The 20448-nt window shown below is 37.3% G+C and carries 29 protein-coding genes; 28 read left to right on the top strand and 1 reads right to left on the bottom strand.

Annotated elements, in window-relative coordinates; translation table 11 throughout:
• The first annotated feature begins 25 nt into the window (after nucleotides 1–25).
• The 4 genes from F5ESL0228_RS02345 (at nucleotide 26) to F5ESL0228_RS08355 (ending at nucleotide 2874) form a co-directional block, all read left to right on the top strand.
• Nucleotides 26–817: a bifunctional DNA primase/polymerase gene (locus F5ESL0228_RS02345; protein WP_122022718.1), complete on the top strand. Its 792-nt coding sequence runs from the start codon at nucleotides 26–28 to the stop codon at nucleotides 815–817.
• On the top strand, nucleotides 814–2112 hold the full coding sequence (locus tag F5ESL0228_RS02350; RefSeq protein ID WP_122022719.1) for a VapE domain-containing protein: 1299 nt from the start codon (nucleotides 814–816) through the stop codon (nucleotides 2110–2112). Before F5ESL0228_RS02345 ends, F5ESL0228_RS02350 begins: the two co-directional genes overlap by 4 nt.
• Nucleotides 2113–2367: 255 nt before the next feature.
• On the top strand, nucleotides 2368–2679 hold the full coding sequence (locus F5ESL0228_RS02355; protein WP_122022720.1) for a hypothetical protein: 312 nt from the start codon (nucleotides 2368–2370) through the stop codon (nucleotides 2677–2679).
• Between the two features lie 30 nt (nucleotides 2680–2709).
• The gene (locus F5ESL0228_RS08355; protein ID WP_199713303.1) at nucleotides 2710–2874 is read left to right on the top strand and encodes a hypothetical protein; all 165 of its coding nucleotides are present in this window, start codon (nucleotides 2710–2712) and stop codon (nucleotides 2872–2874) included.
• A gap of 1 nt (nucleotide 2875) precedes the next feature.
• Here the strand turns inward: F5ESL0228_RS08355 and F5ESL0228_RS08415 are convergent, their stop codons facing one another.
• A complete protein-coding gene (locus tag F5ESL0228_RS08415; protein ID WP_122022721.1) occupies nucleotides 2876–3097 on the bottom strand; it encodes a hypothetical protein in 222 nt (73 codons plus the stop codon).
• Between the two features lie 111 nt (nucleotides 3098–3208).
• Here F5ESL0228_RS08415 and F5ESL0228_RS08285 point away from each other — a divergent pair, with 111 nt between their 5' ends.
• From F5ESL0228_RS08285 to F5ESL0228_RS02470, 24 genes are all read left to right on the top strand, one after another.
• Nucleotides 3209–3385 (top strand): hypothetical protein, encoded by a 177-nt coding sequence (locus tag F5ESL0228_RS08285; protein WP_158592473.1) that lies wholly within the window; start codon nucleotides 3209–3211, stop codon nucleotides 3383–3385.
• Between the two features lie 13 nt (nucleotides 3386–3398).
• Nucleotides 3399–3764, top strand: coding sequence for a YopX family protein (locus F5ESL0228_RS02365; protein WP_122022722.1), 366 nt, complete (start codon nucleotides 3399–3401; stop codon nucleotides 3762–3764).
• Entirely contained in the window at nucleotides 3757–4092 is a 336-nt protein-coding gene (locus F5ESL0228_RS02370; RefSeq protein ID WP_122022723.1) for a VRR-NUC domain-containing protein, read from the top strand. The genes F5ESL0228_RS02365 and F5ESL0228_RS02370 overlap by 8 nt, the downstream gene beginning before the upstream one ends.
• Nucleotides 4076–4573, top strand: a complete 498-nt coding sequence (locus F5ESL0228_RS02375; protein ID WP_122022724.1) for a hypothetical protein — start codon at nucleotides 4076–4078, stop codon at nucleotides 4571–4573. Before F5ESL0228_RS02370 ends, F5ESL0228_RS02375 begins: the two co-directional genes overlap by 17 nt.
• Nucleotides 4574–4587: 14 nt before the next feature.
• Nucleotides 4588–5091 (top strand): ArpU family phage packaging/lysis transcriptional regulator, encoded by a 504-nt coding sequence (locus F5ESL0228_RS02380; protein WP_122022725.1) that lies wholly within the window; start codon nucleotides 4588–4590, stop codon nucleotides 5089–5091.
• Between the two features lie 219 nt (nucleotides 5092–5310).
• Nucleotides 5311–5871, top strand: coding sequence for a hypothetical protein (locus F5ESL0228_RS02385; protein WP_122022726.1), 561 nt, complete (start codon nucleotides 5311–5313; stop codon nucleotides 5869–5871).
• Between the two features lie 480 nt (nucleotides 5872–6351).
• Nucleotides 6352–6861 (top strand): terminase small subunit, encoded by a 510-nt coding sequence (locus tag F5ESL0228_RS02390; protein ID WP_122022727.1) that lies wholly within the window; start codon nucleotides 6352–6354, stop codon nucleotides 6859–6861.
• Nucleotides 6845–7822 (top strand): PBSX family phage terminase large subunit, encoded by a 978-nt coding sequence (locus F5ESL0228_RS02395; protein ID WP_233553506.1) that lies wholly within the window; start codon nucleotides 6845–6847, stop codon nucleotides 7820–7822. The genes F5ESL0228_RS02390 and F5ESL0228_RS02395 overlap by 17 nt, the downstream gene beginning before the upstream one ends.
• Before the next feature lie 15 nt (nucleotides 7823–7837).
• Nucleotides 7838–8095 (top strand): terminase large subunit, encoded by a 258-nt coding sequence (locus F5ESL0228_RS08585; RefSeq protein WP_369916834.1) that lies wholly within the window; start codon nucleotides 7838–7840, stop codon nucleotides 8093–8095.
• Nucleotides 8086–9522, top strand: a complete 1437-nt coding sequence (locus F5ESL0228_RS02400) for a phage portal protein (RefSeq protein WP_122022728.1) — start codon at nucleotides 8086–8088, stop codon at nucleotides 9520–9522. Before F5ESL0228_RS08585 ends, F5ESL0228_RS02400 begins: the two co-directional genes overlap by 10 nt.
• On the top strand, nucleotides 9500–9814 hold the full coding sequence (locus F5ESL0228_RS02405; protein ID WP_122022729.1) for a hypothetical protein: 315 nt from the start codon (nucleotides 9500–9502) through the stop codon (nucleotides 9812–9814). The genes F5ESL0228_RS02400 and F5ESL0228_RS02405 overlap by 23 nt, the downstream gene beginning before the upstream one ends.
• Before the next feature lie 75 nt (nucleotides 9815–9889).
• Nucleotides 9890–10906 (top strand): minor capsid protein, encoded by a 1017-nt coding sequence (locus tag F5ESL0228_RS02410; protein ID WP_147441419.1) that lies wholly within the window; start codon nucleotides 9890–9892, stop codon nucleotides 10904–10906.
• A 12-nt stretch (nucleotides 10907–10918) separates the two neighbouring features.
• A complete protein-coding gene (locus F5ESL0228_RS02415; RefSeq protein ID WP_122022731.1) occupies nucleotides 10919–11128 on the top strand; it encodes a hypothetical protein in 210 nt (69 codons plus the stop codon).
• Between the two features lie 8 nt (nucleotides 11129–11136).
• Nucleotides 11137–11475 carry a YjcQ family protein gene (locus F5ESL0228_RS02420; protein WP_122022732.1) on the top strand — a complete coding sequence of 113 codons (339 nt, stop codon included), beginning with the start codon at nucleotides 11137–11139 and terminating at the stop codon, nucleotides 11473–11475.
• A gap of 118 nt (nucleotides 11476–11593) precedes the next feature.
• On the top strand, nucleotides 11594–12178 hold the full coding sequence (locus F5ESL0228_RS02425) for a phage scaffolding protein (RefSeq protein ID WP_233553508.1): 585 nt from the start codon (nucleotides 11594–11596) through the stop codon (nucleotides 12176–12178).
• 3 nt (nucleotides 12179–12181) lie between these two features.
• Complete coding sequence (locus F5ESL0228_RS02430; protein ID WP_122022733.1) at nucleotides 12182–13192, top strand: capsid protein; 1011 nt, start codon at nucleotides 12182–12184, stop codon at nucleotides 13190–13192.
• A 2-nt stretch (nucleotides 13193–13194) separates the two neighbouring features.
• Nucleotides 13195–13554: a hypothetical protein gene (locus F5ESL0228_RS02435; protein ID WP_122022734.1), complete on the top strand. Its 360-nt coding sequence runs from the start codon at nucleotides 13195–13197 to the stop codon at nucleotides 13552–13554.
• Nucleotides 13554–13919, top strand: coding sequence for a hypothetical protein (locus F5ESL0228_RS02440; RefSeq protein ID WP_122022854.1), 366 nt, complete (start codon nucleotides 13554–13556; stop codon nucleotides 13917–13919). Before F5ESL0228_RS02435 ends, F5ESL0228_RS02440 begins: the two co-directional genes overlap by 1 nt.
• Complete coding sequence (locus F5ESL0228_RS02445; protein ID WP_122022735.1) at nucleotides 13916–14356, top strand: HK97 gp10 family phage protein; 441 nt, start codon at nucleotides 13916–13918, stop codon at nucleotides 14354–14356. The genes F5ESL0228_RS02440 and F5ESL0228_RS02445 overlap by 4 nt, the downstream gene beginning before the upstream one ends.
• The gene (locus F5ESL0228_RS02450) at nucleotides 14353–14760 is read left to right on the top strand and encodes a DUF6838 family protein (RefSeq protein ID WP_122022736.1); all 408 of its coding nucleotides are present in this window, start codon (nucleotides 14353–14355) and stop codon (nucleotides 14758–14760) included. Before F5ESL0228_RS02445 ends, F5ESL0228_RS02450 begins: the two co-directional genes overlap by 4 nt.
• A complete protein-coding gene (locus tag F5ESL0228_RS02455) occupies nucleotides 14757–16187 on the top strand; it encodes a phage tail sheath C-terminal domain-containing protein (RefSeq protein ID WP_122022737.1) in 1431 nt (476 codons plus the stop codon). The genes F5ESL0228_RS02450 and F5ESL0228_RS02455 overlap by 4 nt, the downstream gene beginning before the upstream one ends.
• 15 nt (nucleotides 16188–16202) lie before the next feature.
• A complete protein-coding gene (locus F5ESL0228_RS02460) occupies nucleotides 16203–16691 on the top strand; it encodes a phage tail tube protein (RefSeq protein WP_122022738.1) in 489 nt (162 codons plus the stop codon).
• 18 nt (nucleotides 16692–16709) lie between these two features.
• Nucleotides 16710–17126, top strand: a complete 417-nt coding sequence (locus F5ESL0228_RS02465; protein ID WP_122022739.1) for a hypothetical protein — start codon at nucleotides 16710–16712, stop codon at nucleotides 17124–17126.
• A 205-nt stretch (nucleotides 17127–17331) separates the two neighbouring features.
• On the top strand, nucleotides 17332–20436 hold the full coding sequence (locus tag F5ESL0228_RS02470) for a tape measure protein (RefSeq protein WP_122022740.1): 3105 nt from the start codon (nucleotides 17332–17334) through the stop codon (nucleotides 20434–20436).
• Nucleotides 20437–20448 lie beyond the last annotated feature (12 nt).

Genomic DNA, 20448 nt, shown 5'->3' on the forward strand with positions numbered 1-20448 from the left:
CTAAGTTAAAAGAAACCGAAAAGCCATGGCTTTAGAAAATCTAGTCAATTATGCAGTTAACTACGCATCACATGGATTTTCTGTAATCCCAATTGGACAAAACAAGCGACCTTTAATTAAATTTGCCGGTAAACCACCGCTTTCTGTTGATGAAATTAAACAGGTGTGGCAACGATATCCGTTAGCTAACATTGCACTTAAAACTGATAAATTTTTCGTAATTGACGTAGACCGTCACGGCAATGTTGATGGGATGGACTCAATTAAAGAACTCAATCATCCTGAATGGTTTAAGGGTACCTTAACCGAAAAAACTGCACATAACGGTTATCACTTTTTCTTCCAAAAACCTAGCAATGAAAAAATCACTCAAAATATTGGTTTCTTGCCTGGTGTTGATTTAAAAGCCCACGATAACAATTATGTAGTAGTAGCACCTAGCCAGATAAACGGTAAGCACTATAAATGGCTTAATCACGAAATTATTCGTCCAGCCCCGCAAGGGCTGCTTGATCTAATTAAAGAAAAGGCTAAACCTGAAAAACGGACAATCCTCAGTTATAAAACATCTGCTAAGACACAAACTACTGAATTGTTTGAGAAAATTGCCAATGGTTTAGGTGACGATGGGCAACGCAATAAATCGTTAGCTAGTTTTGTCGGTGGTCTGTTATATCGTAGCGTTGATCCAGATGCAGTAGCTAAATTAGCAATTATTGCAAATACCAATACAGCGGATAGTTTGCCACTGAATGAAGTGGAGCGAACCGTTAATTCAATGATTGAAAAAGAGATGCAGAGAAGGGGGATTGAATGAGTGACGTTATTAATATTGACGAGAAGAACGCTGAGAAACTGCGTAAATCAAATATTACGCTTGACCGTCAAAATAATGGCTCGGTTAAGACGACCAGCGTTAAAAACGTAGTAATGATTTTATTACATGACCCCAATCTCAAGAATCTGTTTCGGCTAAATGAATTTACGCAAGAAATTGATGTTGTAAAAGAAATCAACTTGGAAATTAAGAATATCGGCACTGTCTTAATTAGTAAAGGTCAATATACCGACCGGGTTACTAACTCAATTGAATTATATATTGAGTCTCAGGCGAGCTATGACCACGCTAATTTTAAAAATGTAATTATTGAGCAAGCAGTTGATAATGTTGCGTATATGAATTCCTACAATCCAGTGATTGATTATATGGATAATGCATATAAACATTGGGACAAAAAGAGAAGATTGGATAATTTCTTTCCTGAATATCTTGGTGCACCGAAGAATGCTACTACAACTTTAATTACACGAACGTGGTTCATGGGTGCAGTTGCAAAAGTGTATAATCCCGAAACTAAATTCGACTATGTTTTGGATTTAGTCGGTGGTCAAGGCGTTGGTAAGACATCATGTTTAAAAAATATTGCTCCACTGGGACTTTATACTGACCAATTCAATACTTTCACCAAGAAAGATGATTTTGATGTTATGCGCAATGCTCTGATTGTAAACGATGATGAAATGATGGCTAGTAATGATGCTAGTTTTGAAGAAACAAAAAAATTCATTACAATGCAAGATTTTGAATATCGTAAGCCTTATGGACACAAGCCTATTCATTTTAAGAAAAAATTTGTAATTGCTCGAACGACAAATGAAGTGCGACATTTAAAAGACCGTTCAGGTGACAGAAGATTCTTGTCGATTTATGCGCATCCGGAAAATCAAACAAAAAATCCTGTGACCGACTTAACCGAGGATGTGGTGCAGCAGCTGTGGGGCGAAGTAGTGTGGTTATTCAAAAATGCGAAAGATCCATTTAAATTTACACCTAAGCAAGAAGAATTATTAAAGCAAAATAGAGAAGAATTCCGTTATACATCAGGATTAGAAGATAACTTGATGGACGTTTTGGAAAATAAATTTAAAGATCAAGATTTCATTTCTAATCGCGATTTATCTTTTGCGCTATTCCAAGACTACAATGCACTGTCCAAAAACAGTAAGCAGACACGTGATATTAGGTATTATATGGAGCATTTAGGTTTTAATAATAGTGCTGTAGTAAAAGTAGAAGGCAAGGCAGTTAGAGGTTTTAAAAAGTTACAGTAGGTTACGGTAAGGTTACGGTTACTGTAACCGTGAAAAACGTTGGGAGAGTAAAGGCTAGGAGTGATGGTTACAGTAAAACAGTAAATATTAATAAAACTTTTTATTTATATTTTATAGGTTCCCTATAGAGCCATTTAAAGTTTTTTCTCGATTTTACTGTAACCGAGAGTTTTTAATGAGTAAACCCATTGTGAGAGTAAGGATAAGACAGGTTACAGTTACTGTAACCGACTGTAACCTGAAAGGTAAATAAAAATGGAAGTTTTAGAAGGAATTTTAGGTAAAAATCCTAATGTGATGGGGTCAAAGCACGATAAATATCAACATATTAGATTTAAAATCGATAAAACAGTTTGCTATTACATTGGCAAGCCAAAATATGTTGAAGAAATTGTAGAAGCTTCAAAAAATTCAGCTCATATAAAAGCCTATGGAAATTGGATTAATAAGAAAATAAATTTCAAAGTTCTAGAAGCAGACATTAATTTTATTAAAACAACTTTGGAAATGAAAATTGATTTAGGTAAAGATTATTGGACATCTTATGATGAAATTTTTGAACATTAAATATAGATATTGATGGCAAGGAGAAAAGAAATGGAAGTTAAAAACATTGATAATAAAAAAGAGCAATCAATAGATGATTACTCTTTAGATAAAATGGCTAGAAATTACTTAAAAGAACTATTAGCAATTGCAAATAATAGTCCTGAGTATATTTCTGCAGTCACAGAATTATACAAAGCAATATATAGAATATGAGCTATTTAGTAAAAACTAAGCTTTCTATATTTTCCTTTGGAATAGTAACAATTGAGTCACCAACAAATGTAATAGACCTGTGGTCGCTAACTTGGTCTAGAAGAAATTGATCAATATTATCTACAGACACCTCGGTAAGGCTTCTATCTTTCCAATAGCAAAGCTTTTTAAGGTTCGAAACGCGAGTTAGTTCCTTATTTGTATGATATATATAAACTTTCATTATGTTCACCTCCTTGATTAAGATGATTTAATTATAGCAATCAAAAAGAAACAAAACTTCAATATGTCAAACCAATATTTTCTAAAATTACCAAATGAAAGGAGTCAAATAATGACAACTATAAAAATGAATGACAGTAGAACTCAATATGATGTTAAGGAAGATTACTACAAAGTAAGAGATGATTTACAGATGCTAACTCAATCTTTTATCGAATTAACAGATACTCAACTAGGTAGAGTTCTACTAAATGTAAACAACATTTTATCTGTTAGGATTGCAGATTAAAACGGTGGTAAATATGGATAATAATTTAAAGTTTAGAAAATGGGATAAACAAGCTAAAACTATGAGCGATGTTGAAGTTTTAGATTTACGTCCAGGACAAACATATACAGACAATCCAGTTATTATGCAATCTACTGGTCTTAGAGATGTCAATAGTAAAGAAATTTATGAAGGCGATATTCTAAAATTAACTTCAGCAGCTAATTATGATGAAGAAAAATATGTTGAAGTTAAATATTTAGCTACATGGGGAGGATTTATGATTTTACCCGCAAGAATACCATTAAGCATATATGTGTTTAGTAAGGATGCTTATTATAAGAATCCTGAAATTGTAGGTAACATTTATCAAAATACAGAGCTAACGAATTATGTCTGAGCATGAAATTCAAAAACAGATTATGCGTGAATTATCAATGCATCATTGTACTGTGTTTAGGGCTAATGTAGGTAAAGTGCAGATGCAGAATGGAAGGTGGTTTGATACTGGACTACCTAAAGGACATCCAGATCTATATGGTTTTAGATGGGTTGACAATCAAGTATTTTATATAGAAGTAAAGTCTGAAACTGGTAAACCTAGAGACGATCAGATTAGATTTCATGAATTTCTATTATCACACAATGTGATACATGGAATTGCTCGCAGTACAGATGCTCGAATGATTGTGGAAGGAGGATTAGTAGGATATGGATATCCCTTATGATTTAATTCATCAGTTGGAAAATAAGTATGGAACAATGATAAATGTTCCTGACAGTGATCCTTTGTTGATTGAATTACACAAAAAAATCGGCATTAAAAATATAAAACATACAAATCACCGCAAAATTTACAGACGACATTATGTTCCTCATTACTATGATGATGAAATTATTGAATTAAATAGAAAAGGTTACTCTATTAATGAAATTAATTATATGACCAAGCGCTCAAATCAAACTATTAGCAATATTTTGCATAACTTTGGATTAAAAACTAAAGATCCTTATATTGGCATTTACAAAGGCATCTATATTTCTAGTTTACAAAATCTATTGTATTGGGGAATTAAAGCAAGAAACGCAATCGAAGTTAATCGTAAAACTAATCAGCAATTTGCTACAAAAAGATATCACTGGTGTGATTTGAGTGAAGGTGACAAATTCATGATTAGGGGAAATAATACTGAAATTTTTACTAAGTAAGAAAGGAAAGAGCTGTGGAAGAAAACGTTGATTTACCAATTGATATTGATCAAAAATTAACTGCTCAAAAGGTGCGCGACTTTTTTAAATATAATTTCGAACACTATCTAAGCAGAGCAGGCTATCATCGTACTGATCTAAGCAGTCCACAGCTTGATCCTACTGGAATTATGAGTCATAGTGGTAATTCTGCCGAAGCAAAAATGGCAACAATATTTGAAGCACAGGATAAATGCCAAGCAGTGTATCATGCCATTGATCAATGTGCTGATAGTTCAAAGCAACCATTTAGAACAATTCTAAAATCATTATACATAGATGAGCTTAGTGACTGGCAAGTGGCTGCAAAAGTTCAGTATAGTGACTCAAGGTATGGCGACCTAAAGAGATATGCTTTGTGTCAATTCGCAGACACAATCGATACTTGGAAACTAATTTATAATGTGAAAATTCCAGAACTCAAGGTATTTAAAAATCGGGTCGATTTCGGGTCAAAATCGGGGAAAGGTCGGACTTAGCAAGTGTTATATTTATACCATCGAGAATAAAAGATATTCTTGATTGTGTGTATGCTAAAGTAACGATAGGTTCGATTCCTATCGTTGCTATAACGTGTAATTCAATACGGAAGTCAAAGTATATTATTTAGTGGACTAATCCTTTTATTTGAAAGTTCTTATATTTGCATATAAAATAAGCTTTACAAAAAAATTATTTCTACTCGGAGGTATTACTTTATGAACGGGTCAAAAGAATGGATTGTCCATATGTTTTCTTTGATTATATTTTTTGCTATATTTATGATGATACCAATCTTAATTTTAGACAAAGGAATACCCTTTGATGGAGGACAATTAAGTATACATTTTTATAGTCCTAGGATAACTTTATTAAGGTACAATATACAAAAAAAAGAAATTGTTCTTACTATAAAAAATGGTAATCTTGAAAAAGTAGCTACAAATGAGCGCCAATATAGCTTGAATCAGTTTGAAAAAAGTCAACCTAAGAAGTATAAAAAAATAAAAAATACTGTTAATGAATTTAATTCTGCCTACCGTCTTCTTGTAGCATATGTGGTAATTATTTTTGCGATTGGGATTGTATTTCTTATTCCTTTAGAATTTGATAAAAATATGATAATTACAAATTTTATTTGTAGTTTTGCATCTATTTGTGTTACAGTGTTATATTTTAAAAATCCGAGTTTAAAAAGTGACTATCTTCTTTCTATTGTAGTTATTTTTTATTCAACAGTGCAAACAGTGATAAAACTGAGGACGGCATTACGTTGGTGAATAAGTAAGTTGGATTTTTTGAGCATAAAAAAGTAGCCGCACAACATAATTATGGAAGCATAAGGAAATTGTTGCTAAAAACTAATTATGAATATCCAGGTATGATTGAAGATTAAACAAAGACACATAAATGTCGATAAAACAGACATAGATGTGTCTTTTTGTTTGTTCTAATTTAATTGGGTGCTGATTGCTTTTTGTCTAAGATTTATATTTGTATTCGAAAGGAAGTTAGAAACAATGTTTAACAATATTTGGAATGCTTTATCGAATAGCGTGTGGCCGTTCACGGTTGCAGTATTTAATCTCTGGGCAATTTGCAAGGTCGGTGGTTTCTTTTTCTCTATAATTATCCGAGTTATTGCTGATAGTTATCACGAAATACATCCCTTGGATTAAAGGCTTTTTGTGCTGATTAAAAATAGGCGAATGTAGAGTTCGCTTTTTTATTTACCCAAACTTAGGAGGTGGTGAAATGATGTGAGTGAATTAAGAGGCAAGCAACGCAAGTTTGCTGATAATTATATAAAAAGCGGTAATGCTACAGCAGCATATGTTAATGCTGGTTATAAAGTTAGAAGTAATGAAACTGCTAGAGCTAATGCTAGTCGGCTGCTAACAAATGCTAACGTGAAAGCTTATATTGAAAAGCGGTTAAAACAGCTTGAATCGGCTAAATTAGCAACTGCTCAAGAGACTTTGGAGTATCTCACGTCAGTTATGCGAGGTGAGCAAACAGAGACTGTAGTAACTGCTAAAGGACTTTATAGAAATGTTGAAGTGTCGGCTAAAGATAGGATAACAGCTGCAAAAAAACTGCTTAAAAGATATCCAGTTGATCCATTGGCTAAAGCACAATTACGTAAAATTAAAGCTGATGCAACAATTGCTGAATATCAGGCTGAGCAGTTAACATCAGATGACAGCGATACTTCAGTAAACATCAATTTTGATATTCCAAAGGAGGACAAAGATGCAAGTAAGTCTTAAACAGAATATATCGCCTGCATTTTATAAACTGTTTTGGGATATCCATAACAAACAACATGCTAACTATTGGCTCAAAGGAGGACGTGGAAGCACCAAGTCCTCTTTTATTTCAATTATGATTGTCTTAGGAGTTATGCAAGATAAGAATGCTAATGCGATTGTTTTGCGTAAAGTTGCAAACACGTTGCGTGACTCAGTATTTGAGCAGTATCTGTGGGCAATAGACTTATTACACGCTGATGAATACTGGCAGTCGTCCGTTAGCCCGATGCAGTTAACATTTAAGCCAACGGGACAACAAATTAGATTCAAGGGCGCAGACGATCCACGCAAGATTAAGTCACAAACCTTTAGACAGGGTTACACCAAGTTTAAGCACTTTGAAGAGGTAACAGAATTTAAGGGTATGGAAGAGATACGTTCAATTAATCAATCTCTTGGCCGTGGTGGCTCAGGTATCATAACGTTTTACTCTTACAATCCACCAGCTAGGCAATCTAACTGGGTAAATCAGGCAGTAGATAGTGAGCAGATGCGTGATGACACGTTGGTTAACTTATCAGATTATCGTTCAGTTCCAAAGTCATGGCTTGGTATTGAGTTCCTGGCAGACGCGGAGCAACTTAAAAAGGATAACGAGAAAGCCTATCGTCACGAATATCTAGGCGAAGTAACCGGTACTGGTGCGGAAGTGTTCAACAATATCACAACACGAGCTATTACTGATGATGAGATTGCTACTTTTGACAAGGTTTATCACGGATTGGACTTCGGTTTCGCTCATGATCCGACTGCGTATGTAAAAATCTATTGGGATGCGGCTAGACGTCGCATTTTTATTTTTGATGAGTTTGAACTTGTCGGCTTAAAGAACCGTGATGCTGTTGAAATGATTAAGCAACGCAATCCACTTAACGAACCAGTGACAGCTGATTCAGCTTCACCTGGAACAATTGCGTAATATCGTGATTTAGGCTTGAACATCTATGGTGCTCGTAAAGGGCCAGGTTCTCGTGACCATGGCTATAAGTGGCTTGAAGATTTACGAGAAATTGTCATTGATCCAGTCAGGTGTCCTGATGCGTGGAGAGAGTTCACAGGCTACGAGTTTGAATTAGACCTGAACGGTAACTATAAATCAGGTTATCCAGACGGTAATGATCACACAATGGATGCAACCAGATACGCATTAGAGAGATTAATTCAGAGAGGAGGTTTCGAATCATGGAAGTAGCAAAAATGAAGAAGTTACTTGAAAGTACGCAGGGAACTCGTAACAAATTTAATGAGAAGTACAGAAAATCCAAGAATTACTATCGTAATGAGAATGATATTACTATTAAAAATCATGGTGAATCTAAAACAAAAGAAGATGATGAGGGAAAAAAGGCAAAAAGCCTACTAAGGTCTGCAGATAACAGAGTTAGTTCTAACTTCCATCAGTTATTAGTTGACCAGGAAGCAGGCTATCTTGCGACCAAGCCACCAACAATAGATGTTGACGATGATAAACTAAATCAGCAAATCAAAAACACATTAGGAGATAACTTTGGTTTAAGACTTAATGAATTAGTTGTGGATGCAGCAAATTCGGGTGTAGCATGGTTGCACTATTGGATTGATATAGACGGTCAATTCAGATATGCAATTGTGCCACCTGACCAAGTGACACCGATTTACTCAAGTGATTTAAACAGAAAACTTATTGCGCTTAGACGCTCATACAAAGAGCTTAATGAGGATACAGCCAAGTATCATTGGGTGCATGAGTATTGGGACAAGGATACAGTTACAGCTTTTAAATCGAAAGATGAACAATTTACTGACCTTCAACCGTTGGACGATAGATTTGCAATCTATGATGCAACGACAGGCGTAGAAACTGGTACATCGAGTGTCAACCATCATAATCTAGGTCGTATTCCGTTTATTGCCTTTCCTAAAAACAAAGAAAAGCAGCCTGATTTATACCACTATAAAGGTCTGATAGATGTCTATGACAAAATCTATAATGGCTATGTTAACGATTTAGATGATATTCAGCAGGTATTTTTAATCCTGAAAAATTATGGTGGTCAGGACATTGATGAATTTAGAAAAGACCTGCTTAAATATAAGGCAATTAAAATCGCAAATTTGGGCAGTGGTGATTCCTCTGGAGTAGACCAGATGGCAATTGATATTCCTACTGAAGCCCGTAATTCAATGCTTGAGACCACCAAAACAAACATCTTTGTCCATGCACAGGGAATTGACCCAACTGATTTTAAAACTAACAATGCAACGGGTACGGCAATTAAGATGTTGTATTCCCATTTAGAGTTAAAAGCAGCTAAAACAGAAGCTTATTTCAGGGATGCCTTAACAGAATTGGTTAGAGCAATTATGAACTGGCTCAATGTGTCCGATGCTGATAGCAGACCAATCGAACAAACTTGGACTAGAACAGCCATTCAGAATGACGTTGAAAAAGCTCAAGTGGTTGCTCAGTTGGCAAATTGGACAAGTAAAGAAGCAATTGCTAAGGCAAATCCAATTGTTGAAGATTGGCAACAAGAGCTCAAGGACGAACAGGAAGACCTTAAGAATCGTAATGATGAGTATGGTAACCCTGATAATCTAAACGGCGGTGATGATAATGACGAAGAAAAGGAATCGTGATTATTGGAAACGTCGTTTTCTTTTTGAAAAAGAACAGCAACTGCAAAATACTGCTGAATATGAAGCAGCAATGCGGGCTAGGCTAAAAGAAGTCGAGCAGGTATTGGAGCAAGAAGTTGATTATTGGCTTAAACGATATGCAGCTAATCAAGAAATCACTATAAAAGATGCTCGCAAGATACTGTCAACCATTGGTACACGCGACTGGCATATGACGTTGAAAGAATTCAAATCCAAGGCTAAAGCTGGCGGATTTGATAAAGAACTAGATGCTGAGTATTTTCGCAGTTAGTTATCAAGGCTAGAGAACATAGACGAACAATTAACTAGTCTATTAGCTCAATACGCTACATCTGAAACAAATAAATTGGAGAATAGTTTATCTAATCAATATCAACAAACGTACATGCACAGCATCTATTTAACGCAATTAGAGCAAGCTAAATTATCCAGTAACTTTGCAAATGTTAACGAGTACCAGGTAAAAGCAATTGTGCACAAGCCATGGCGTGGCAGCGACTTTTCAAAGCGTATTTGGAAAAACTACACTGAAGTTTTACCGAATGAACTGGGTGATGCATTATTGCGTGGTTCCGTGTTGGGACATTCCCATGAGCAGATATTCAAGATGATGCGCCAACGCTTGAAAGACGTTGAAGATTACCAATTACACCGACTGATTATTACCGAGATGGGACACGTTGCTGAAACTGCAACAGCTGATGCCTACAAAGAAGAAGGGGTTGAACAGTATCAATATCTAGCAACACTTGAGTCTCACACGTGTGAAGAATGTGCACATTTAGATGAAAAAGTCTTTGAATTGAAAGACAAAGTAGAGGGACTTAACTATCCCTTAATACATCCTTATTGCAGATGTACCACAATGCCATATATCGAAGGTCTGCCCGATGTGAAAGACCGTTGGGCAAGGGACCCGGAGACTGGCAAGGGCTATTATGTTGATAACATGGATTTCGAAACTTGGAAAAATGCTATTGATTATCAAAGAAAAGCTCAAAATATACCAAATTCTGCCGCTAGATGTATTTCAAAAAAAGGCAATTATAACTGGAACGAACTCAATGCAGAGCAGTATAATAAACATGTAAAGGGAATGCCCGAATTTGATAACTATGCTAAAGGTCGTAAACGGCCAGTAAGCGAATTAATTATCTCACCCGCTGAAACTCAAGCATTGATTGGGAAATATGGCAAAAAACGTCAGAATACGGATAAACAAAAGGTTTTGTTCAACCATAATTCTTATATAGGCTTATGGGCGGACATAAATGGCAATTATTATCCAACTAAGCAAGGACGTATCGGCTACAGTAAGAGAGGCTGTCATGTCACGCCTCAGAAGCCAGATTATTTAAAATAAGGAGGGCAAATCATGAACCCACGAAAAATGACGATTAAAGAAATTGATCAGCATTTCTATGGCAGGAATGTGAAGTTCACTTTAAAGAATGGTAAGCATAAAACGATATTTGTTGAGGACATTTTGAATGAAGATGATGATGAACCTGAGCTTACTTTCATTGGCGGGACTTTAGAAGACGAGATAGGCATTTCTGATATTGTTAGTGCAGTACCGGTATAGGCAGAGCAATGAGTAATAATGATTATTTCGCAATTGCATACAAAATATTGAGTTATCTAAAATATTGCTATGAAAACGGCCAAGATGCAGATCCTGGCATACTAAAAGCAGATACCTTTAATATATTCCAACAGCAATTTGTGCGTACACTACAGATGCTGTTTAAAGATGGTTATATTGAAGGTATTACGTTTTCTCCATTGTTAAGTGGCGGTATACTCTTGGGTAATAGGAGCAGTACGGTTATAACAAGCGATGGATTGCAATATCTTGCAGAAAACTCAATGATGCAGAAAGCATATAGAATTTTTAAGGAAGTCAGGGATTGGCTTCCACTAATCAAATAAATTAAAGCATCACAACAGCTGCTTTTTATTTTGCCCTGAGCATGGCGTAAAAAGGCTTATTTTTTATACCTTAATTTGTGGTCGCTCCACGTAAAAATATTGCGAGAGAGGAAATAAAATGGCAAATAGAATTTCAAGAGAAAAGTTAATAAAAATTGGTTTAAGTAATGAACAAATGGAAAAGATTGTTGCACTTCATGGTGCAGATATTGAAGAGTTGAAAGCCAAGTCCGATGAATTAATTAATTCAAAAACTGAGGAATTGAAAAAAGCTAATGAGTCCTTGCAGTCTCAGATTGCAGAAAGAGACAAAGATTTGAAGTCACTCAAAAAACAGGCAGGTGATAACGAAGAACTCGGTAATCAGTTAAAGGAACTTCAGGGCAAATACAAGCATGACACAGAAAACTTAACCAAGGAATTGCAACAAACCAAGCTCAATAGCGCAGTTGACAGTGCATTGGGGAAAGCAAAAGTGCGCAATACCAAGGCAGCTAAAGCTCTTTTGAATATGGACGATATACAGCTCAACGACAAGGGCGAGCTTGAAGGCTTAGACAATCAAATTAATTCATTACAAAAATCAGATGGCTATCTGTTTGACCAGGGAAGTAAAGAACCGTATCAACCGCAAGGTGGTGACGGCAATACAGACCCTGATCCAGTAGCCATCATGACTAATATTTTTAAAGGAGATAGATAAAATATGGCAACAGTTAATTACGCAGAACAATACCAGAAAGCAGTACAACAAGCATTTTATGATGGATACTTATATACTTCACCGTTATGGAATTCACCAAGTAATAGTTTGATTGATTTTGACGGTGCTAAACACATTAAGCTTCCAAGATTGACCATTGAAGAAGGTCGACGTGATAGAAAACGTAGAACGATTGAAGATATCCGAGCAAACTATACCAATGATTGGGATTCCTATGAAATTACAAATGAACGTTACTGGAGTACCTTAGTTGATCCATCAGATGTTGATGAAACTAATTACGTTACTACAATGGCGAACATTACTCGTCAATTCAATATCGATGAAAAAATGCCTGAAATGGACAAGTTTATGTTTAGTAAATTGTTCAAAGAAAAAGAGCAATTGGATAGTGGCAAGGGAATCACAACAGATACTCTTGATGAGAAAAACATTTTAACTGCTTTTGATAATATGATGCTTGATTTTGATGAAGCACGTATCCCTGCACAAAATAGATTTTTATATGTCACACCAGAAGTTAACGCTATTTTAAAGCGTGCCGAAGTAATGAATAGAGAATTGGTTCTTAAAGACCCTAATTCTGTTGAACGTAGAGTTTACAGCGTAGACTCAGTTACAATCGTAGTTATCCCATCAGATTTAATGCATACAGCATATGATTTTACTGTAGGTGCAAAAACAATTGATGATTCTAAGCAAATTGAAATGATATTGATTTATAACGGCGTTCAAATTGCACCAGAAAAATACTCTTTTGCTGGTTTTGATGACCCAAGTGCAGCTACCAACGGTAATTACCTTTACTATGAACAATCATATAACGATGTGCTTCTGTTAAAGACTAAGACAGCTGGTATTCAATTCGTTATTAAGGACAGACCAGCTCCACAAACACCAGCAACTAAAGCTGCAGTAGATGAATCTGCTGATGATGCAGACAGCGCTAAGGAAATTAAAACAACTAAGACAGCAGCTAAAAGCGGGAAGTAGCAATGAATGACGAACGTAAAAAAGAGATTAAAGATAAGGTCACCCAATTACTGGGTGATAAAGCAAACAATGATCTGATAGATTTCAGTTTAGATAGAGTTATCCAATCTGTAGCAAACTTTACCAACATTCCCGTTGATGAATTGCCACCAGAAATAGATAGCACCATTATAGCGATGTGCTTACAGCTAATTCAAACGCACGAGTGGACTAGGAAAGATGTGGTCAATTCAATCAGCGAAGGAGATGTATCGGTTAATTTTGGTTCACCAGCAGAGCTTTATGCTCAAGTGCAGAAAATTAATCCAGTTACAGACGATTTCATTAGTGATTTAATCCATTTTAGGAGACTACCACAATGATTAACGCATTTAACAAGCTAAAAGAAGTGGCACCTATGTTATGGACTGACAAAGTGACTATTAAAGCCACTAAGAAAGTGGTTAATGAGCACCATATAACCACCAGTGAACCAGTGATGGTTGTTACAGATGAACCGGCTAAGGTGATACTGAAAGGACTAAAAAACAGTGAGCAGTCTTTTTTTGGCACAGACGAGTATGATGCAACGCTATTGCTCAGAACAGGAATAGATGTACCGGCAGGTGCCACAATAACAGTGACAGATGTTAATGGCCAAACTACCAAGTATAAACGGAGTAGTAAGGGTTATTCTGGCTATGTAAGCCATCAGGAAATTGCTATGACAAGGGATGAAAAAGCATGAGCGCATTTGGAGACTTTGATAATGCTGAGTTTGAAGCGTTTGCTCAGCGTGTTAATTCGCAAGTTTCAGGTGGTCAGTTAAAAAGTGAAGTCAAAAATAGTGTGAGAAATGTCGGTGAAACGTATAAGCGTAATGCTGAAAGCAGGACACCAGTTCAATCTGGTGAGTTAAGGCGTAGCTGGCAACTCAAGGGGCCATTTTTTGCAGGTTCTGATATTACTGTTGAATTGAGAAACAGCAAAAACTATGCATCGTTCGTTGAAAATGGACATATACAGACACCAGGCAGATATGTGCCCGCAATTGGTAAGAAGCTAAAAGCAAGCTGGGTTCCTGGTCAGCATTTCTTGCAAAAGGCAACAGATGAAACCAGGGGACAGGTTCCGCAACTGCTCACCCCTGTGATGGATGACATTTTACGGAGGTTAATGGATTGACGATAATTGAAAGGATTGCTGACGAGATAGCACAGCTATTCCCCGATGCAACAATTTACACTGAAAATCAATCAGACGGATTTCAAGAACCGTCTTTTTTTATTGAGAAAATCAATACATCTTCGGCATCAGAACTGTTTGACAGGCAGTCACGTAAGTATGCCTACCAGGTAGTCTATTTCCCCAATCCAGACAATCCTAAAACGGATATTGAACGGATGGAAGACTATCTTTTAAGTGGATTATTAGAGCTAAAAGACTATGCATCACTTCGAAATAAGAGATTAATGCAGCAAGAAGATAATACGTTGATTTATCAATTCGAAGTCTGGGGAAGATTCTATCCAGACAAAAAGGACGAAATTAAATTACAAAATCAAGAAGTGAAAGGAAATATTAAATGAGTTGGAAAACACAGAACAAACGCCGTCCTGGTGCCTACATTAATGTTGTGGGTAAAGGCAATAACAATAATGGCGCAGATATTGGGCGGACATTGCTACCAGTTAGCACACAACTAAACTGGGGCGCAAAAGGCATTATCAAGCTAAATAGTGATTCAAACTTTAAGGCACTGCTTGGCCATGATATTGACGAACCAGAACTGCAAACACTCCACGAGGTGCTCAAGGGTGCCAATACAGTCCTATTGCTAAATAACAATGATGGTACTGCTGCTAAGGCAACGGAGGCTACACTACCATGGACAATGACTGCTAAGTATCCTGGTACGCTAGGCAACAACTTGCATGTAACTGTTAAAAAAAATGATAGTAAGGTGACTGTATCAACACTTTTTGGCACAAAAGTGGTTGACCAACAAGTAATTAGCGTTGATAAGCCTAATACGCTATTTGACAATGATTATGTCAGTTTTAAGTTGACTAGTGAAATGACACCGCAGCCACCATCATCAGGCAGTGATAGTGGTGATAGCAACGGTAGTGATGGTGGTAAAACTACTAGAGCAAGCAAAGCACCAGTAGTAATGGCGTCTAAGTTAGACCAGTTATCAAGTGACGTAACTGTTGATTTGACAGGTGGAACAACTACGTCAGTTAAGATTAGCGACTTACTTAACGATGTACTTGAAACAGAAGACTATGACGTAGCTACTACGGCAGGTTTTCCAGTTGATAGTCCACTACACAAGCAATTAGTTGATGAGATTAAGCATCTGCGTGAGGACAACGACATCAAAGTACGTGGTGTTATTCCATATACCGGCGACAAGGTTAATTATGAAGGTATTTCAACCGTGGCGAACGGTGTTGTGTTGGGCGATGGTACCGAATTAGATGCCACAGTAGCTGCAGGTTTCTTTGCAGGTGCTTCAAGCTCAGCTGATGCAGCTAAATCACTTACTTATGTAGAATACCCAGATGCGATTAGCGCTTATCCGAAGTTTAGCAACGACAGAACGATTGAAGCTTTAGAAAATGGTGAAATTGTCTTTACGACCAAACGCAACGAAACGGTTGTAATTGAACAGGATATTAATTCCTTAACTAAAGTCACTGCAGAAAAGCCAGTCTTCTTCAGCAAAAACCGTGTAGTTAGAACAATGGACACAGTTGTTACATATGCTAAACGAACTTTTGAAGATATGTTTATTGGAAAAATCACTAATAATGCAGCTGGACGTGATTTGTTCAAGGCAAACATAGTCAGTTATTTGCAGGGGTTGTCAAGTTCTGGTGTAATCACTGACTTTAAGGAAGATGACATTTTTGTAGAAACAGGTAATGACCGCGACTCAATCGTTGTTAACTTAGCAATTACTCCATTAGATTCGATGGAAAAATTATATATGACAATGGTCGTTCAATAATAGGAGGTAAAGTAAATGGCAGATGAAACAGTAAGCACAGTTGGCAGTTTTTTAAATGGTCGAGACACCATTTCGACTAAAGACGCCAAAGTATATGTCACGATTGAAGGCAAAGTTATTCCGCTCATTGAATGTAAAAAATTTAGTGCAAAGTTGGAAAAGAACAAAGAGGATGTTCAGACATTGGGTAGTCGTTGGAAGCATAAGAAAGTAACTTCGGTAGAAGGTACTGGAACACTTGGAGGTTACCTAATTAGTTCAAATTGGACTAAATACGCCCTGCCTTATATTAATGGTGGTAAAGATTTATACTTTGAAATCACGCTAACAATCAACGATCCAACTAGCCGTGCAGGAACACAAACACTACATTTTGGCGAGGTAAATTTAGATGACATACCATTTGCAGATTTTGAAGCAGATGATGGAGTAATGGATTGGGAATCAGACTTTACTTTTGAACAGGTAAACCTAGTAACACCATTTGATGGATTTAAAATTTAACACAGGAGATAAAATAACATGGCATATAATGTTGAAGACTTTTTAGCAGAAAACGTAAAGAGCAAGGTTGAGACTAAGGATGTAAAATTCAATGGCTTTAAATCGCCGTTCGTTATTAAAGCACTAACTGCGGATGAGTTTAGTGACTTACAAAAACAAGCCACTACAAGTTACATCAATAAGAAAACGCACCAACGGGTGCAAGAGTCAGATCAAAATAAACTAGTAGATCTAATGATGTCAAAAGCAGTTATTCAGCCAGATTTAAATGATGAGAAACTGCAAAAATCTTGGGGATGTATTGCCGACCCAGCTGGTGTTTTGAAAAAAATGTTAAATGCTGGTCAATATACTGAATTAGGTAATGCTATCCAAGAGCTATCAGGATTTGATATTGATAGCATTGATAATTATGTAGAACAAGCAAAAAACTAATTGAAGAGTCTTATGGTGACTTCAGCATTTATTACTATTGTCTTAATGAATACCATTGGACTCCAAGAGAGTATGCTAATTTAACAATTAAGGAAAAGGCACTAGTAATAGCTTCAATTCAAATTCGTCAAAACGAAGAAAAGAAGCAAGAACGTGAAGCTAAACGTAAAGCTAGGTCTAAACATATATAGAAAGGAGGTAACACGTGGCAACAGTTAGTGGGACACTACGCATTAATGATGCATTCAGCAACATGCTTAGCCGCTTTAACGCTGGTGTGACTCGTGCATCAGAAATGACAGGACGTCTTAAAGCGGCAATGTCTGGTGGGTCTAGCAGCATTAACTCACTTAACAAAGGGCTGGGTTCCGCTCATGTGGGCATGAAAGAGTTGATTGCAGGTTCAGCCATTGGTGGGATGATTAGTTCCGCAATGGGTGTTGCTGGCACAGGTGTCCGTGCTTTTGTGGGCGAATTAAACGAGTCTACTAAGGCATGGTCAACATTCGAAGGTAATATGCATCAAATTGGCAAAAGTCCAGCTGCTATTGCTAGTGCAAAAAAATCACTACAGCAATTCGCTCAGGACACCATTTACTCATCCTCAGATATGGCTCAAACATATAGCCAATTGGCTGCTGTTGGTACCAAAAATACCACAAAATTAGTTAAGGGTTTTGGTGGATTAGCAGCAGCAGCGACTGACCCACAACAAGCCATGAAAACCTTGTCGGAGCAGGCTACGCAGATGGCTGCTAAGCCCATGGTGCAATGGCAAGATTTCAAATTAATGCTTGAACAAACACCAGCAGGTATGGCTGCAGTCGGCAAGACCATGGGTATGAATACTAAGCAATTAGTTAAAGCAGTACAAGATGGCAAAATCAAGACTGAGGACTTCTTATCAGCCATTGCTAAAACTGGTACTAATGCCAATTTTAGCAAAATGGCAACGCAATATAAGACTATCGGTCAAGCAATGGATGGGCTTAAAGAAACTATTGCTAACAAAGTTCAACCCCAGTTCAAGAAGTTGAGCGACATTGGAATAAAAGCTATTAGCGGAATTACTGACAAACTAGGTAATGTCAACTTTAAACCATTCTCTGACAGATTATTGAACACAGTTAATTACGTCAAGCCTATTTTGGACAAAGTAAAACTAGGTATTCAGGACGTTGTAGACGGCTTTAATTCTACGGGTACAGGTACTGAAATCAGTCAAATGTTTCAGCAAATCGCAGATTCAGCAAGTAATTTAACCGATACATTTAGCGGGAGTGGTATCTATTCATCGATTGGCACGACTATAGGCAATATTGCTGGAGGACTAGCAAAATTTATTGGAACACTGGCAAGTGTTACAGGTAAGCTTGATCCAGGCGCTTTGAAAGCTCTAGGAGCTGCATTATTAGTTCTAAAAGCAGGAACTAAAGGTCTGGTATTAACAGCAGTTGTTGTTGGGCTTAAGGCATTAAATAAGTTAAATCCAAGTCAATTACAATCGCTTGCAAAAGCAGTGACAGCTTTAGCGATTGCCTTTGCTGCATTCAAGGTTCTGAAAGGCATTAAAGATGTTTTCAGTAGCCTAAAAGGACTAGGTGCTCTGGGTAAAATATTTAAACGTACACCTAAAACTCCTAATTTGCCGGCATTGCCTGAAGCTCCAAAATCGGGTGGCAACGCTGCCTCAACATTTGCAACAATGGGAAGTGCAATGCTTAAACTAGGTGCAGCGGCTCTTACAGCTGGTGCCGGTTTTGCTTTACTTGAATACGGCATTAAAACCATTGCACAGGGTGGTTCAACAGCAATAGGTGTCTTAATAGGTGTAGGCGTAGCAATTATCGTGATATTAGTGGCAATTGCTGCACTTTCAAAGCCATTAGATGTTGCAGCGGTTGGACTTTTTGCAATCGGTGTTGCAGCGCTTTTGGCTCGTGTCGGAATATTGGCAGCAACCTTTGGCATGTCGTTATTAGCTAAAGAGTTGCCAACAATAGCACAATATGGGCTCCAAGCAGCATTTAATATCTTGGTATTGTCAGCAGCAATGGCTGTCTTTGCTTTGGGTGCAATAATTGCTACAGTTGGTTTGATTGCATTGGCAGTTGGCCTAGTAGTATTAGCGGTTGGCATGGGAGTCGCAGCAATCGGTGGACTGCTATTTGCAGCTGCATTAATTGCTATTGCTATCGGTGCAACAATCGCCACGGTGGGCGTTGCACTGTTAGCTGTAGGTGTAATGATTTTGGCCGCGTCATCCATAGTTGCAGCAATAGGCTTGATTATGATGGCTGTCGGTATAACTTTAATTGCAGCAGTTGGAATAATAGCCGCACTGGGCTTAATGCTCTTTGCAGTTGCATTAATGATAGCAGCTCCATTGATGATGATTGCCGCAGTTGGTGCATTACTATTAGGTGTAGCTGCAATTATCCTAGGCGCAGGATTATTGGTAGTTGGTGCTGCTTTGTTAGTTGTTGCAGGTGGTTTGATAGCTGTAGGTGTAGCTGTGATGGTACTGGTAACCATGTTTATCATGGCGGGAACCATGATGGTTACAGCTATCACTAGTGCAATGAGTAATGTTGTAAGTAGCGTTAGAAATGGTGTCTCAAATGCAGTCAATGCTGCTAGAAGCTTTGCAGGGGCTTTAGTAAGTGTAGGACGTGACCTAATTCAAGGATTAGTCAATGGTATCAAATCTATGGTTGGCGCAGCAGTTAATGCTGTGTCAAGTGTAGCAAGCAGAGTTGTAGGCGCAGCTAAGAGCATACTGCATATTGGCTCACTATCTAAACTATTTAACCAATACGGTCGCTGGATTGACCAGGGGCTAGCAATTGGATTGGCCCATGATGCTGATTTGGCAAGTAATGCTTCTGCCGAAATGGCAGCGGGAGTTGTAGCAGCAGCTTCAGATATGACGCCAACACTTAACCCTTTATCAATTGGCAAAACTAATGTAGGTGACTTGCTTGCAAATGGTTTTGATAGAGCAGCAACAGCTGTAAATAGCGTTGCCAATGCGCTAAGTGGATTGGATGGCACTACAGCAGGAATTGGTATTAATGAACAAGATCAATTTGATGCTTCAATCAGTAGCAATGACGCTAATGGTTCGAATTTAATTGGAACTAAATTCGGCGGTAGCAGCGCAAATAATGACAATCGGAGTTCAACTGTCACAATTGAAAGTGGCGCTATCCAGATTAACAGCACAGGCAATACTGACTATGATGCTGATATGCTTTTAGAAGCAATTGAAAACAGAATAATGTCTCAAAGCGAGAAAGCTCTGAGTTAAAAGATAGAAGGT

Source organism: Lactobacillus sp. ESL0228, assembly GCF_003692825.1.
In the GTDB taxonomy this organism is placed as follows: domain Bacteria; phylum Bacillota; class Bacilli; order Lactobacillales; family Lactobacillaceae; genus Lactobacillus.

What these genes read in the sequence shown, in the direction of transcription:
- F5ESL0228_RS02420 (WP_122022732.1), top strand. Translation starts at nt 11,137, where the DNA reads ATGAGTAATAATGATTATTTCGCAATTGCATACAAAATATTGAGTTAT.
- F5ESL0228_RS02355 (WP_122022720.1), top strand. Translation starts at nt 2,368, where the DNA reads ATGGAAGTTTTAGAAGGAATTTTAGGTAAAAATCCTAATGTGATGGGG.
- F5ESL0228_RS02375 (WP_122022724.1), top strand. Translation starts at nt 4,076, where the DNA reads ATGGATATCCCTTATGATTTAATTCATCAGTTGGAAAATAAGTATGGA.
- F5ESL0228_RS02425 (WP_233553508.1), top strand. Translation starts at nt 11,594, where the DNA reads ATGGCAAATAGAATTTCAAGAGAAAAGTTAATAAAAATTGGTTTAAGT.
- F5ESL0228_RS02415 (WP_122022731.1), top strand. Translation starts at nt 10,919, where the DNA reads ATGAACCCACGAAAAATGACGATTAAAGAAATTGATCAGCATTTCTAT.
- F5ESL0228_RS02400 (WP_122022728.1), top strand. Translation starts at nt 8,086, where the DNA reads ATGGAAGTAGCAAAAATGAAGAAGTTACTTGAAAGTACGCAGGGAACT.
- F5ESL0228_RS02385 (WP_122022726.1), top strand. Translation starts at nt 5,311, where the DNA reads ATGAACGGGTCAAAAGAATGGATTGTCCATATGTTTTCTTTGATTATA.
- F5ESL0228_RS02370 (WP_122022723.1), top strand. Translation starts at nt 3,757, where the DNA reads ATGTCTGAGCATGAAATTCAAAAACAGATTATGCGTGAATTATCAATG.
- F5ESL0228_RS08355 (WP_199713303.1), top strand. Translation starts at nt 2,710, where the DNA reads ATGGAAGTTAAAAACATTGATAATAAAAAAGAGCAATCAATAGATGAT.
- F5ESL0228_RS02445 (WP_122022735.1), top strand. Translation starts at nt 13,916, where the DNA reads ATGAGCGCATTTGGAGACTTTGATAATGCTGAGTTTGAAGCGTTTGCT.
- F5ESL0228_RS02430 (WP_122022733.1), top strand. Translation starts at nt 12,182, where the DNA reads ATGGCAACAGTTAATTACGCAGAACAATACCAGAAAGCAGTACAACAA.
- F5ESL0228_RS08415 (WP_122022721.1), bottom strand. Translation starts at nt 3,097, where the DNA reads ATGAAAGTTTATATATATCATACAAATAAGGAACTAACTCGCGTTTCG.
- F5ESL0228_RS08285 (WP_158592473.1), top strand. Translation starts at nt 3,209, where the DNA reads ATGACAACTATAAAAATGAATGACAGTAGAACTCAATATGATGTTAAG.
- F5ESL0228_RS02465 (WP_122022739.1), top strand. Translation starts at nt 16,710, where the DNA reads ATGGCATATAATGTTGAAGACTTTTTAGCAGAAAACGTAAAGAGCAAG.
- F5ESL0228_RS02350 (WP_122022719.1), top strand. Translation starts at nt 814, where the DNA reads ATGAGTGACGTTATTAATATTGACGAGAAGAACGCTGAGAAACTGCGT.
- F5ESL0228_RS02435 (WP_122022734.1), top strand. Translation starts at nt 13,195, where the DNA reads ATGAATGACGAACGTAAAAAAGAGATTAAAGATAAGGTCACCCAATTA.
- F5ESL0228_RS02405 (WP_122022729.1), top strand. Translation starts at nt 9,500, where the DNA reads ATGACGAAGAAAAGGAATCGTGATTATTGGAAACGTCGTTTTCTTTTT.
- F5ESL0228_RS02365 (WP_122022722.1), top strand. Translation starts at nt 3,399, where the DNA reads ATGGATAATAATTTAAAGTTTAGAAAATGGGATAAACAAGCTAAAACT.
- F5ESL0228_RS02460 (WP_122022738.1), top strand. Translation starts at nt 16,203, where the DNA reads ATGGCAGATGAAACAGTAAGCACAGTTGGCAGTTTTTTAAATGGTCGA.
- F5ESL0228_RS02395 (WP_233553506.1), top strand. Translation starts at nt 6,845, where the DNA reads ATGCAAGTAAGTCTTAAACAGAATATATCGCCTGCATTTTATAAACTG.
- F5ESL0228_RS02455 (WP_122022737.1), top strand. Translation starts at nt 14,757, where the DNA reads ATGAGTTGGAAAACACAGAACAAACGCCGTCCTGGTGCCTACATTAAT.
- F5ESL0228_RS02345 (WP_122022718.1), top strand. Translation starts at nt 26, where the DNA reads ATGGCTTTAGAAAATCTAGTCAATTATGCAGTTAACTACGCATCACAT.